Origin of the sequence: Streptomyces sp. NPDC091972, assembly GCF_044756385.1 — a bacterium.
In the GTDB taxonomy this organism is placed as follows: domain Bacteria; phylum Actinomycetota; class Actinomycetes; order Streptomycetales; family Streptomycetaceae; genus Streptomyces.
This window is the reverse complement of record NZ_JBIVSV010000023.1, coordinates 1-12,079: the sequence shown is the minus strand read 5'-3', so window position 1 is coordinate 12,079 and position 12,079 is coordinate 1. Positions and strand designations below refer to the sequence as shown.

Genomic DNA, 12,079 nt, shown 5'->3' with positions numbered 1-12,079 from the left:
CACACGTCCCCGGACCGCCCCGTCGATAGCAGGCTATGTCTTTGTGAACGCGTGCACAAAGATGGTGTCCGATTTGCCCGGCCAACGTGACCGGGGTCACGCGCGTCTCTCTCGGAGGCAAAACCGCACACTTCCCTCATCAATCCCGCCCCCAAGACCACTTCGCCATCGATCCTAAGCGACCGACCGGCCCGGCCGGACTAGTCCGTCAGTGCCTTGCGGAGGCGTTGCTCGTCCACCCGCCAGAAGGTGTGCTGCTCGCCGTCGACGAGCACGACGGGGATCTGTTCCCAGTACTGGTCGTGGAGTTGAGGATCCTGCTCGATGTCCTTGCGCTCCCAGGGAACCCCGAGATCTCCACACACCTTCTCGATCACGAACTGTGCGTCATCGCACAGATGGCACCCGGGCTTGCGGATCAGTGTGACGAGCCGGTCCTCGGGGGCCACGGCCTGCTTTCGGCGGAAGATGGGACTCATACAGGCCATTGTCCCGCGCGTCGGAGCGGGCCGGACCGCCTGCTTAACGGCACAGTCCCGGAGTGTTCACACCCTCCAAACCTCTCGACTCCGGAACCACCGAACAAACTGGCTATGCTCACGCCATGGCCGCTCTCGGATGGCTCACTCCTCGTAGGCGCTCCGCCACGGCGCGAAGCGTGTTGGCAGGCGAGGCCTCGGCGGAGGCAGCGCGCAAGTCCTCCCAGGAGGTCGCGGAGACCCCTGGTGCGGGACCGGAGTCGCAGTTCCCGGTCCTGGGCGACGAGAAGGCCGCCGCCTTCTTCGACCTGGACAACACGGTGATGCAGGGCGCGTCCCTCTTCCACTTCGGCCGCGGCCTGTACAAACGGAAGTTCTTCGAGACCCGCGATCTGGCCCGTTTCGCCTGGCAGCAGGCCTGGTTCCGGCTGGCCGGCTCCGAGGACCCCGAACACATGCAGGAGGCCCGGGACTCGGCGCTCTCCATCGTCAAGGGCCACCGCGTCGCAGAGCTCCAGTCGATCGGCGAGGAGATCTACGACGAGTACATGGCCGAGCGCATCTGGCCGGGCACGCGCGCACTTGCACAGGCGCACCTGGACGCCGGCCAGAAGGTGTGGCTGGTCACGGCGGCCCCCGTGGAGATCGCCCAGGTGATCGCCCGCCGCCTCGGCCTCACCGGCGCGCTGGGCACGGTGGCGGAGTCGGTGGACGGCGTCTACACCGGCAGGCTGGTCGGCGAGCCCCTGCACGGCCCCGCGAAGGCGGAGGCGGTCCGGGCCCTGGCGGCGGCCGAGGGCCTCGACCTGTCGCGCTGCGCGGCCTACAGCGACAGCCACAACGACATCCCGATGCTCTCGCTGGTGGGCCACCCCTACGCGATCAACCCGGACACCAAGCTCCGCAAGCACGCCCGTCAACTGGACTGGCGGCTGCGCGACTACCGCACCGGCCGCAAGGCGGCGAAGGTCGGCATCCCGGCGGCCGCGGGTGTGGGAGCGGTGGCGGGCGGCACGGCGGCGGCGATCGCCCTGCACAAGCGCCGCCGGTAACCGGGCGAACACACCAATCCACGGGTTTTATACGCGTAACTCCGTGTGCAGGCACATTGGCTGCACACGGCCACAACACGCCCTCTTCCCTGACAGAGTGCGACCGTTTTCGATCAACAACCGGTCACTCTGTGGCACTTGAACGGCTCTCAATCGGTTACAGAAGCGACGTAATCGATGAATAGAGCAACTGGGTGTAGCAGCGCCTGCACTAAGCGTTATTCTCCTCAGACGCAATCCGGTACCCCTCCGTCGCTACGACGGGTGAACGGTCCCGCACTGCACGTGATGGAAGCTCTGCCTCTGGGAGTCCCGTGTACCCACACGTCGGGGTTGACGCCTCGGGCCTGGCTACGCTGCGCGCAACGGTCCTCGACCTGTTGCGCGGCTTCGTCCCCACCGCGTACGCCGTCCCCGCCCTCGCCGTAGCCGCGGCACCGATCGGCCCGTGCTACGCACTGGCCGACGGCTCCGCGGCCGTCGGCAGACGAGGGCGTTCGACCGGTGCCGCGCCGGCCCGCCGTCCGGCCGCGGACAGCGACAGCGCCCGCATGATGGACCTGGTCGAACGCGCCCAGGCCGGCGAGGCCGACGCCTTCGGCCGCCTGTACGACCAGTACAGCGACACGGTGTACCGGTACATCTACTACCGAGTGGGAGGCAAGGCCACCGCCGAGGACCTGACGAGCGAGACGTTCCTGCGCGCGCTCAGAAGGATCGGCACCTTCACCTGGCAGGGCCGCGACTTCGGCGCCTGGCTGGTCACCATCGCGCGCAACCTCGTCGCCGACCACTTCAAGTCGAGCCGGTTCCGGCTGGAGGTCACCACCGGCGAGATGCTCGACGCCAACGAGGTCGAGCGCTCGCCCGAGGACTCCGTCCTGGAGTCCCTCTCCAACGCCGCGCTGCTGGACGCCGTCCGCCGACTGAACCCGCAGCAGCAGGAGTGCGTGACCCTCCGCTTCCTCCAGGGCCTCTCGGTCGCCGAGACCGCCCGGGTGATGGGCAAGAACGAGGGCGCCATCAAGACCCTCCAGTACCGGGCCGTCCGCACCCTGGCCCGGCTCCTCCCGGACGACGCCCGCTGAGAGCGCACACCGGGTAATCATCAACTCGCTCTCGGTGAAAGTCCGTTGACTCCCCGATCCGATCATCCGCAGTCCGTAACCCAAGTGCCGCGCCACTCGTTGTGCGGGATGCAGGCTCCCTGTGGTCACCCCCCGACCGGCTCCGATCACCCGATCGTGGGCTTGTGCTCTGGGTGTGCAACCCTCAGGACCCCCTGGGGAGTCGACCGTCATGACGAGAGGAGGTGCCGCCAGTGATCGCGAACGTATCGGCGCACCGGCGGGCGAACGCCTTCGCCCAGGCCCTGGAGGAGCTGTCCGACCGGGAACCGGCGGCCGAGCAGTCCGAAGGACAGGCGTCGGCCGCCGAGGAACACCCCGATCCGGGCCGTCTTCTGGCCCTCGCGGAGTGTCTCGAAGAGCTGCCCAGGCCTGAGCTGGACCCCGAGGTCAAGGTGGTCCAGCGAGCCCAGCTCGTGGCCGCGATGGAGGCCATGCTGCTGGAGGGCGACGGGGCGGAACCCGCGGTCCCCGAGCAGCGCTCCCATCGGGCCAAGGGCACCCACCGGGCGAGTCCGCTCGGAAAGCTGCGCCCGCGTTCCCGGCTCACCAAGGGCCTGGCCGCGGGCGGTCTGAGCGTCGGCGTCGCCGCCGGAGCCTTCGGCGGGGTGGCCGCGGCCAGTTCGGACGCCCTGCCGGGGGACTCGCTGTACGGCCTCAAACGCGGCATCGAGGACTTCAAGCTCACCTACCTGTCCGACGGGGACGACGAGCGCGGTGTCGCCTACCTCGACCAGGCCTCCACCCGGCTGAACGAGGCCCGGCGCCTGATGGAGCGCGGCCGGGGCGGCCACCTCGACCACGAGTCCCTGGGCGAGATCCGCCGTGCCCTGTCCGGCATGCAGCACGACGCCTCCGAGGGCCACCGGCTGCTGCACGCGGCGTACGAGCGCGACCCGAACTCGCTGGGCCCCATCCAGGCCCTCGCCGGCTTCTCGCGCTCGCACCGCGAGGCCTGGGGCGCGCTCCGCGACCGGCTGCCCGTCCAGCTCGGCGACGTCAGCGACCAGGTGTCCGAGGTCTTCGACGCCATAGACGAAGAGGTCGCACCGCTCCAGTCCCTGCTCCCCGAGCCCCCGGCCCAGGGCGGCGGCACGGGCGGTCAACGGCAGGACGGCTCCGGCTCGGCGTCCTCGGACACCTCCACCGGCTCCGGCCGCTCGACGGACCCCGGCACCGGCGGCTCCGCCGAGAAGCGCGGCGACAGCAGCCCCAGCAAGTCCGCCCCCTCCGGCAGCGAGGACGACGGACTGCTCGGCGGCGACACCGGCGGCCTCCTCGACCCGCCGAAGGACACCGGCACCACCACACCGACGTCCCCGGCCCCCTCGGCCGACCCGGACGTCACCCTCCCGCCCCTCCTCCCGGGCCTCCTCCCGGGCCTGGGCATCCAGGGCGAGGACGCGAACTAGCCCTTCGAGTACGACGGTGGGGGCGCCCTTCCTGTGAAGGGCGCCCCCACCGTCGTACGAGAGGACAGACAGCCTCAGAAGAACACCGACCTGCGCTGCACCAGCAGCTTGTACAGCGTGTGCTGGATCTGTTCCCGCACCTGGTCGGTCAGGTTGAACATCAGCATCGGGTCCTCGGCGGCCTCCGGCGGGTAGCCGTCCGTGGGGATCGGCTCGCCGAACTGGATCGTCCACTTGGTGGGCAGGGGGACGGCGCCCAGCGGTCCCAGCCAGGGGAACGTCGGCGTCAGCGGGAAGTACGGGAAGCCCAGCAGACGCGCGAGGGTCTTCGCGTTGCCGATCATCGGGTAGATCTCCTCCGCTCCCACGATCGAGCACGGGATGATCGGGGTGCGTTGCCGCAGGGCCGTCGAGACGAAACCGCCCCGGCCGAAGCGCTGGAGCTTGTAGCGCTCGCTGAAGGGCTTGCCGATGCCCTTGAAGCCCTCCGGCATCACACCGACCAGCTCGCCCTGCCCGAGCAGCCGTTCGGCGTCCTCCGCGCAGGCCAGGGTGTGGCCGAGCTTGCGGGCGAGTTCGTTGACCACCGGCAGCATGAACACCAGGTCCGCCGCCAGCAGCCGCAGATGCCGGTTCGCGGGGTGGTGGTCGTGGACGGCGACCTGCATCATCAGACCGTCCAACGGCAGCGTCCCGGAGTGGTTGGCGACGATCAGCGCGCCGCCCTCCGCCGGGATGTTCTCGACGCCCTTCACCTCGACCCGGAAGTACTTCTCGTACACCGGCCGCAGCAGGGACATCAGGACCTGGTCGGTGAGTTCCTCGTCGTAGCCGAAGTCGTCGACCTCGTAGTCCCCGGTGAGCCGGCGGCGCAGGAAGCTGAGGCCCCCGGCGATCCGCCGCTCCAGGCCGCCCTCGTCGTGCGCCTGCGGCGGCTGTTCCTCACGCGTCACGGGATCATCATCCTGCGCGAAAGCCCCGCTGGGCAGGGGCTGGACCTCACGGACCAGCGCGGGCTCGGAGCCCTTGCGTCGACTCCCCGCGCTCCGGCGCCGCGCCGGCCGCTGTACGGCGCCTGCGCGGGACCGGTCGTCGTCGAACGGAATGACCTTGGCGTCCGCCATCGTTGATGCGCTCCTCAGTTGGCGCTCTGCGTCGGGGGGTTGCCGCCGCCCGCCAGGGGCAGCGCGGCGATCCGGTCGACGGCCCCCGCGAGGGCCTCCGGCGGCAGCAGCCCGGGACCCTGGCTGCGCGCGAAGTCCGCGAAGGTCTCCGCCGTCGTGTACTTCGGCCGGAATCCGAGCGTCTCGCGCATCTGGACCGTCGACACGACCCGGCCGTGGGTGAGCAGCCGGATCTGCTCGGGCGAGAAGTCCGTCATCCCCAGCGTACGGACCAGCGAGCCGGCCCAGGTGACGGCCGGCAGCAGCAGGGGCACGGTGGGCCGCCCGAGCCGCCGGGAACACTGCGACAGCAGCAGCACCCCGTCGCCCGCGATGTTGAAGGTGCCGCTGTTGAGCGTGCCCCGCTCGGGCTCGTGCGAGGCGATCCTGAGCACGTCGATCACGTCGTCCTCGTGCACGAACTGGAGCCGCGGATCGTACCCGAGCACGGTCGGCAGCACCGGCAGCGCGAAGTACGAGGCGAGCGGGGTGTCCGCCGTGGGTCCCAGGATGTTGGCGAACCTGAGCACGCACACGGCCACGTCGGGCCGCCGCCGCGCGAATCCCCGCACGTACCCCTCGACCTCGACCGTGTCCTTGGCGAAGCCGCCGGAGGGCAGGGACTTGGGCGGGGTGGTCTCGGTGAACACGGCGGGGTCGCGGGGCGCGGAGCCGTACACGTTGGTGCTGGACTTCACCACGAGCCGCTGCACGTTCGGCGACTTCTGGCAGGCACCGAGGAGCTGCATGGTGCCGATGACGTTGGTCTCCTTGACCGTGGTCCGGCTCCCGCTGCCGAGCGCCATCGCCGTCACATCCAGGTGGACGACCGTGTCGGCGGCCGTCTCGGCCAGCACCCGGGCGATGCCGGGCTGCCGGATGTCCGCCTGGATGAAGTCGGCCCCGCCCAGGTGGTGCTCCGGCGACACCGCGTCCACGGCGATCACCCGGTCCACCTGGGGGTCACGCTGTATGCGCCGGACGAACCGGCCGCCCAGCTGTCGGGCCACTCCGGTGACGAGCACGACCTTTCCCAAGATCCGCGCCTTCCTTCCAGCCGTAGTCCAGCCCTGACAGGACCCGTGTACAGCCCCGGTCCTGTGCCGCGTTCCCCGTGTCCCGCCAACTTAGCGGTTCGATGTCGCCCTGTGATGACCGCCCACTGCGCGAGGTGACGACATCCGGCCCGAACGCACCCCATGACACGCGTGTGGCCCCCCACCGATATCAGGTGGGGGGCCACAACCACGCTTACGCGGCGTCGCTTACTTCTTGTTGCGACGCTGAACGCGCGTGCGCTTGAGCAGCTTGCGGTGCTTCTTCTTGGCCATCCGCTTGCGCCGCTTCTTGATAACAGAGCCCACGACTACCCTCGCTCACTTCTCATCACTCGGTGCTGGGCGCCATGGGCCCATACGACCTACGAGGGGCTAGCCTACCCGCCCGAGCGCTGAGGTCGTAATCGAGGTGAACCGGGGAGATCCGGCAGGGGTCCACGAGTGCCCTGAGGCCCCTTGGAACCTCCCCGAGTCCGGTCGTCGTCAGGCCGTCTCCACCCCCACATAGCTCTCGCGGAGGTACTCGTGAACCGCGTTCTCGGGGACACGGAAGGACCGTCCCACCCTGATCGCGGGCAGATGACCGCTGTGCACCAACCGGTACACGGTCATCTTCGACACTCGCATCACCGAGGCGACCTCCGCCACGGTAAGGAACTGAACCTCACTCAGAGGCCTCTGTTCAGCAGCCATGACACACCTGAACCTTCCGCACTCGACGGCCACCGGCTTCCCCTTCCGGTGACTCTTCGTCGCTGCGTGCTCACTCCCCAATGTAGGGGCGGGTGATGCAAGTGGGGAAGAGGTGCACCCATCGGCGGCCTACTGTGACAGACACGCTCGATTGAGTACGTAGCGGGTCAGCGGCCGGTAGTAATCAGACCGCACAGCGTCATCAAGTGGAACGACCACGGACACGGCCCCCTCCGCCTCCCCCACGAAGAGCGCGGGGTCGTCCGTATCCGCCAGCCCAATGGCCTCACACCCGAGCTGACCTGCCCCGCAGACCCATCCGTGGTCCCCGATCACGAGCTCGGGAAGCGGCCCGCCGCTCTCCGCCGCGGCCGCCAGGGCAGTACGAACCGGGAGCGGCGAATGCGTGTGTGCGCCGGTCTCACCACCGGAGCTCTCCGCGGCCGGTTCCCGCACGAGCGCGACTCCTCGTACGTACTCAAGGTTGTACGTACGTAGACCGAACCGGGTCGTTATGTCGACACAGCGACCATGCGCAGGGGTGAGGACGGTACATCCCGCCGCCGAGAGGGCGTCCGCGAGGGCGGCGTAGAAACCGAGCAGTCGGTGCGGGTGGCCGGTGCCCAGGAGCACGGCCCCGCTGCGCTGGGAAACTGCCGCGAGCCGCTCCGCGAAGGCGTCCAGCGCGACGAGCGTCCGTTCAGGATCGATCACGTCATGGCCAGTTGTACACCTCGGATCGCCCGAAACTCCGCACTTGTCAGCCATGAGACCGATCAGATCCCGCTCACTCCAGGACCATTCAGGGTCAATCCCGATCAGCACTCTGGGGTCCCGGGCCGCGAACAACCGATAGCTCCGCAGACTCTCCTCCCGCGAGGTGGCCACGGGCCCGGCTAGACGAGCGGCCAGCAGATGGGCGCGGAGAGCGCCGGTGCTCAACACGAGGGTGATGGTGGCGGACGGGGAGTGAGGAAGGCGGGGGAACGGAAAAACACCGCACAGTCGGAGTAACGCAGGCGCGCGGGGCTGCGTCGACATGCGGCTCCGCCGCGTGAGCGCTACCGGCCACGACGCACCCGCACCCGCAGCCGCCTCACGACCTCACGACCTCACCCGGCAGCCGGCAGCCGGCAGCGCACTACTAGGCCAACAACCCCCGCAACGGAAACACCGCCCGCCGCGTGGCCAGCACCGCCTGATCCAGCCGGTCCGCGGGGTCGTACCCCGCCTCCCACTCCGCGTAGGACACCGGCCACCGCCCGTCCGTCATCCGCGCCGGCGCCAACTGCCGGGTCCGCGCGAACACCTCCTGCCGCCACCCCTCAGGGATCATCGCTTCTGGCTCGACAGGCCGCCCCGCGGCGATCGCCACCAGATGCGTCCAGGACCGGGGCACGACATCCACCACGGCATATCCCCCGCCGCCGAGCGCGATCCACCGCCCCCCGGCGTACTCGTGCGCCAGCTCGTGGCAGGCGACCTGCACCGCCCGCTGCGCGTCCAGCGAGACGGCGAGATGGGCCAGCGGATCCTCGAAGTGCGTGTCGGCCCCGTGCTGCGTCACCAGCACATCCGGCCGGAAGTCGGCGATGAGCTCCGGGACCACCGCGTGGAACGCCCGCAGCCACCCGGCGTCCCCCGTCCCCGCCGGCAGGGCCACGTTCACCGCGCTGCCCTCGGCCGCGTCCGCCCCCGTCTCCTCCGGCCACCCGGTCTGCGGAAACAAAGTCCTGGGGTGCTCGTGCAAGGAGATCGTCAGTACCCGCGGATCCTCCCAGAACGCCGCCTGCACCCCGTCCCCGTGATGGACGTCCACGTCCACATAGGCGACCCGCGAAGCCCCCAGCTCCAGCAGCCGCGCGATGGCGAGCGAGGCGTCGTTGTAGATGCAGAACCCCGAGGCACCGCCGGGCATCGCGTGGTGCAGCCCGCCCGCGAAGTTCACCGCGTGCAGCGCCTCACCCCGCCACACGGCCTCGGCCGCCCCCACCGACTGCCCGGCGATCAGCGCGGACACCTCGTGCATCCGCTCGAAGGCCGGGTCGTCCATGGTCCCCAGCCCGTACGACTGGTCGGCCGCATCCGGGTCCACGGAAGCCGCCTTCACGGCCTCGACGTAGTCCTCCCGGTGCACGAGCCGCAGGGTCGACTCGCCCGCCGCCTTCGCGGCCACGACCTCCACGTCCCGGTCCAGCCCGAAGGCGTCCACCAGTCGCCGGGTCAGATCGAGCCGGACCGGATCCATCGGATGGTCCGGGCCGAAGTCATAGCCCGTTACTGCCTCGTCCCACATCAGCTGTGCGCGGCCGCTCATGCCCGCCACCGTATCGGTCCGGTTGAGCCGCGAACGACTTGGCGTACACCAGCGTCACCAGCACCAACACCATCGGCACGAGCATGGCCCCGCGATAGCTCCACGCGTCCCCCAGGGCCCCCACCAACGGCGAACCCACAAGAAACCCCACGTAGTTGAAGACATTGAGCCGCGCCACCGCCGCGTCCGACGCCCCCGGGAACAACCGCCCGGCCGCCGCGAAGGTCTGCGGCACCAGCACACACAGCCCCATCCCCAGCAGCGTGAACCCGAGCATCCCCACCCACGGCCCGGGCGCCACGGCCACCACCGCGAACCCCCCGGCCGCCACCAGCGCCCCCAGCCGTACGACCGCCGCCGCCCCGAACCGCCGCACCCCGAAGTCCCCGACGGCCCGCCCCAGCAGGGTCGTCACCATGTAGACGTTGTACGGCACGGTCGCCAGCTGCTCACTGCTCCCGAGCACGTCCTGGAGGTACTTCGCACTCCAGTTGGAGACGGTGGAGTCCCCGATGTAGGCGAAGGTCATCACCAGGCAGAGCGGCAGCAACAGCTTGAAGACGACCCCGTCCCCGCCCTCGGCCTTCTCCTCGACGGCGGCCCCGTCCCCGTCGACGTACCAGCGGCTCCCCACCAGGCACAGCGGCACCAGCACCGCCACGACCGGCAGATAAGACACGAACAACGCGAGATGCCAGTGCGCCCCGACCCAGGCGAGCGAGGCCCCGACGATCCCGCCGAGGCTGAAGACGGCATGGAAGCTGAGCATGATGCTGCGCCCGTACGCCCGTTGGAGGCTCACCCCGAGCATGTTCATGGACGCGTCGAGCATGCCGACGGCGAGCCCAAAGGCGGCGAGCGAGACCCCCAGTTCGAGCGTCGACTCCCCGGCTCCCACACCGAGCAGCGCCAGGAGCACCACGGGCTGGGCGAACCGCAGCAGCCGACTGGGGCGTATCCGCTTCACCAGATGCTCGGTCGAGACGCTCCCGACCCCGGCGAGGATCGGGACGGCGGCCAGGAAGGCGGGCAGCAGCGCGTCGGAGACCCCGTACCGGTCCTGGATCGCGGGGATCCGCGTCACCAGCAGAGCAAAGGCGGCGCCCTGCGCGAAGAAGCTGAACGCCAGTGAGGCCCTGCCGCGCCGCAGCACATCTGTCATGGCGGCGAGCGTAGGGCCCCGGCGTACTCGTGGGTAGATCCAGCCAAAGATGAATTTCCCTCAGCTTTATCGGGCGAGCGCGACCTCGGGCCGCGCGGGAGCGCAGGTCCTCGTCTCGGCGATCAGCATCCGGGCCATGGGCCCGGCCCCGACGGCCCCGCTGACCAGGAACGCCACCGCCATCGACACGACCATGACCACGGACCCGAGCCACACCATCGTGTCGACCGGCAGCGTGTACGCCCCCACGACCCGCAGCACACACTCCGTCAGCAGGACGACGCCCCACACCACGGAGAACCGCCGCTCGGCCCGGCGGAAGTCCGCCGACCCGCCCTGGAGCCGCGTCCAGGCCTCCTCCCGCTCGGACAGCCCCTTCACCAGCCAGGGCTTCATGCCGGCGGTCATCATCGGCTTCCCGAGGGCGACGGACACGAGGATGCCGATGCCGACGACACTGCTGACCCCGCTGTCCTTGGCGAGCATCAGCCGCGGGTCACCCGCGACGAAGCTGAGCAGCACCCCGGCGATGTTGACCAGGAGGATCAGGGCGGCCAGTCCGTTGACGGTCCGCTCCTTCACCACACTCCAGCCGGTCCGCACGGCCGGGACGACACTGCTGAGGCCGAGTGCCGTCAACGTGCTCGTCCCGAGCCCGTCCTTCAGCAGGTAGTACGCCCCGATCGGCACAGCCACGTCCACGATCAGAGGAGCCAGGTTCGCGCGCTTCGAGTTCGTCTTCGTCGTCATGCCCTCAGCTTCTCGCCCGGGCCTGGTCCCCCGACAGAAACGATCGTCCGGACCTCGGCATGACAAATGTCAGACGAGCAGGTCCACCAACTCACCCATGTCGGAGAAGAGTTGGGTGGCCCCGGCCAGCTTCGCCGCGGGCGTCATCGCGGTGAACCCGAACACGTCCATCCCCGCCGCGTTGGCCGCCTGCACTCCCAGGGGACTGTCCTCCACGACCACGCACCGGCGAGGCTCGACCCCCATCCGCTCGGCCGCGTACAGGAACAGATCCGGCGCCGGCTTCCCCCGCCCCACATCCTCCGAGCTGAAGATCCGCCCGTCCTCGAACCACCGGTCGAGACCGGCCGCCCGATGCCCCACCCGAATCCGCGCATGACTCCCGGAGGACGCGACACAGTACGGCACCCCGTCCGCGGCCAACTTCTCGAGTACGCCGGTGATCCCGGCCACCGCCTTCAACTCCCGTTCGAACGCGGCGAAGACCCTCGCGTGGAAGACGTCGTCGAAGTCGGCCGGCAACTTCTGTCCGGTCCGCTCCAGGACGAGCTCATGGATCCGGTGCATGGCGGAGCCCATGTAGTCCCGGATGGAGTCCTCGTAGGAGGTCGGGTGCCCCAGCTCCGTCAGATAGGCGGCGAGATGCCGGTTGGAGATGGGCTCGCTGTCGACGAGCACACCGTCATTGTCGAAGATCACGAGGTCACAGCGCATGCCATTGACCCTAAACGCAGAAAACCCCCATGCCGAATGGCACGGGGGTTTCCTCACAAATTGTTCGGCGGTGTCCTACTCTCCCACAGGGTCCCCCCTGCAGTACCATCGGCGCTGTAAGGCTTAGCTTCCGGGTTCGGAATGTAACCGGG

13 protein-coding genes and 1 rRNA gene are annotated in these 12,079 nt (G+C 69.5%); 3 read left to right on the top strand and 11 right to left on the bottom strand.

Going from position 1 to position 12,079, the window contains the following annotated elements:
* Positions 1-200: 200 nt before the first annotated feature.
* Positions 201-488, bottom strand: a complete 288-nt coding sequence (locus tag ACIQJT_RS40280) for a glutaredoxin family protein (RefSeq protein ID WP_402650449.1) — start codon at positions 486-488, stop codon at positions 201-203.
* 116 nt (positions 489-604) lie between these two features.
* On the opposite strand from ACIQJT_RS40280, the gene ACIQJT_RS40275 reads away from it, so the two are divergent.
* The 3 genes from ACIQJT_RS40275 (at position 605) to ACIQJT_RS40265 (ending at position 4,070) form a co-directional block, all read left to right on the top strand.
* The gene (locus ACIQJT_RS40275; RefSeq protein WP_402650448.1) at positions 605-1,531 is read left to right on the top strand and encodes an HAD family hydrolase; all 927 of its coding nucleotides are present in this window, start codon (positions 605-607) and stop codon (positions 1,529-1,531) included.
* 314 nt (positions 1,532-1,845) lie between these two features.
* Entirely contained in the window at positions 1,846-2,619 is a 774-nt protein-coding gene (locus tag ACIQJT_RS40270; RefSeq protein WP_020120729.1) for an ECF subfamily RNA polymerase sigma factor, BldN family, read from the top strand.
* 233 nt (positions 2,620-2,852) lie between these two features.
* Positions 2,853-4,070: a DUF5667 domain-containing protein gene (locus ACIQJT_RS40265; RefSeq protein WP_365465556.1), complete on the top strand. Its 1,218-nt coding sequence runs from the start codon at positions 2,853-2,855 to the stop codon at positions 4,068-4,070.
* Between the two features lie 74 nt (positions 4,071-4,144).
* Here the strand turns inward: ACIQJT_RS40265 and ACIQJT_RS40260 are convergent, their stop codons facing one another.
* The 10 genes from ACIQJT_RS40260 to rrf all read right to left on the bottom strand — a co-directional run.
* The gene (locus ACIQJT_RS40260; protein ID WP_402650447.1) at positions 4,145-5,194 is read right to left on the bottom strand and encodes a lysophospholipid acyltransferase family protein; all 1,050 of its coding nucleotides are present in this window, start codon (positions 5,192-5,194) and stop codon (positions 4,145-4,147) included.
* Between the two features lie 14 nt (positions 5,195-5,208).
* Complete coding sequence (locus ACIQJT_RS40255) at positions 5,209-6,270, bottom strand: NAD-dependent epimerase/dehydratase family protein (RefSeq protein WP_053853255.1); 1,062 nt, start codon at positions 6,268-6,270, stop codon at positions 5,209-5,211.
* Positions 6,271-6,498: 228 nt separating this feature from the next.
* Positions 6,499-6,597 (bottom strand): 30S ribosomal protein bS22, encoded by a 99-nt coding sequence (locus ACIQJT_RS40250; protein ID WP_003948845.1) that lies wholly within the window; start codon positions 6,595-6,597, stop codon positions 6,499-6,501.
* A 177-nt stretch (positions 6,598-6,774) separates the two neighbouring features.
* On the bottom strand, positions 6,775-6,984 hold the full coding sequence (locus ACIQJT_RS40245; protein WP_016437488.1) for a helix-turn-helix domain-containing protein: 210 nt from the start codon (positions 6,982-6,984) through the stop codon (positions 6,775-6,777).
* Positions 6,985-7,113: 129 nt separating this feature from the next.
* Positions 7,114-7,929, bottom strand: a complete 816-nt coding sequence (locus tag ACIQJT_RS40240) for a phosphatase (RefSeq protein ID WP_365465563.1) — start codon at positions 7,927-7,929, stop codon at positions 7,114-7,116.
* 199 nt (positions 7,930-8,128) lie between these two features.
* A complete protein-coding gene (locus tag ACIQJT_RS40235) occupies positions 8,129-9,301 on the bottom strand; it encodes an acetoin utilization protein AcuC (protein ID WP_365465566.1) in 1,173 nt (390 codons plus the stop codon).
* Positions 9,252-10,463 (bottom strand): MFS transporter, encoded by a 1,212-nt coding sequence (locus ACIQJT_RS40230; RefSeq protein ID WP_402650446.1) that lies wholly within the window; start codon positions 10,461-10,463, stop codon positions 9,252-9,254. Before ACIQJT_RS40230 ends, ACIQJT_RS40235 begins: the two co-directional genes overlap by 50 nt.
* A gap of 66 nt (positions 10,464-10,529) precedes the next feature.
* A complete protein-coding gene (locus tag ACIQJT_RS40225; RefSeq protein WP_402650445.1) occupies positions 10,530-11,213 on the bottom strand; it encodes a VC0807 family protein in 684 nt (227 codons plus the stop codon).
* A gap of 69 nt (positions 11,214-11,282) precedes the next feature.
* On the bottom strand, positions 11,283-11,927 hold the full coding sequence (locus ACIQJT_RS40220) for an HAD family hydrolase (protein WP_402650444.1): 645 nt from the start codon (positions 11,925-11,927) through the stop codon (positions 11,283-11,285).
* 62 nt (positions 11,928-11,989) lie between these two features.
* Positions 11,990-12,079: ribosomal RNA gene (gene rrf / locus ACIQJT_RS40215) — 5S ribosomal RNA — on the bottom strand; the annotation flags it as partial.

What these genes read in the sequence shown, in the direction of transcription:
- ACIQJT_RS40280 (WP_402650449.1), bottom strand. Translation starts at nt 488, where the DNA reads ATGGCCTGTATGAGTCCCATCTTCCGCCGAAAGCAGGCCGTGGCCCCC.
- ACIQJT_RS40275 (WP_402650448.1), top strand. Translation starts at nt 605, where the DNA reads ATGGCCGCTCTCGGATGGCTCACTCCTCGTAGGCGCTCCGCCACGGCG.
- ACIQJT_RS40260 (WP_402650447.1), bottom strand. Translation starts at nt 5,194, where the DNA reads ATGGCGGACGCCAAGGTCATTCCGTTCGACGACGACCGGTCCCGCGCA.
- ACIQJT_RS40245 (WP_016437488.1), bottom strand. Translation starts at nt 6,984, where the DNA reads ATGGCTGCTGAACAGAGGCCTCTGAGTGAGGTTCAGTTCCTTACCGTG.
- ACIQJT_RS40235 (WP_365465566.1), bottom strand. Translation starts at nt 9,301, where the DNA reads ATGAGCGGCCGCGCACAGCTGATGTGGGACGAGGCAGTAACGGGCTAT.
- ACIQJT_RS40230 (WP_402650446.1), bottom strand. Translation starts at nt 10,463, where the DNA reads ATGACAGATGTGCTGCGGCGCGGCAGGGCCTCACTGGCGTTCAGCTTC.
- ACIQJT_RS40225 (WP_402650445.1), bottom strand. Translation starts at nt 11,213, where the DNA reads ATGACGACGAAGACGAACTCGAAGCGCGCGAACCTGGCTCCTCTGATC.
- ACIQJT_RS40220 (WP_402650444.1), bottom strand. Translation starts at nt 11,927, where the DNA reads ATGCGCTGTGACCTCGTGATCTTCGACAATGACGGTGTGCTCGTCGAC.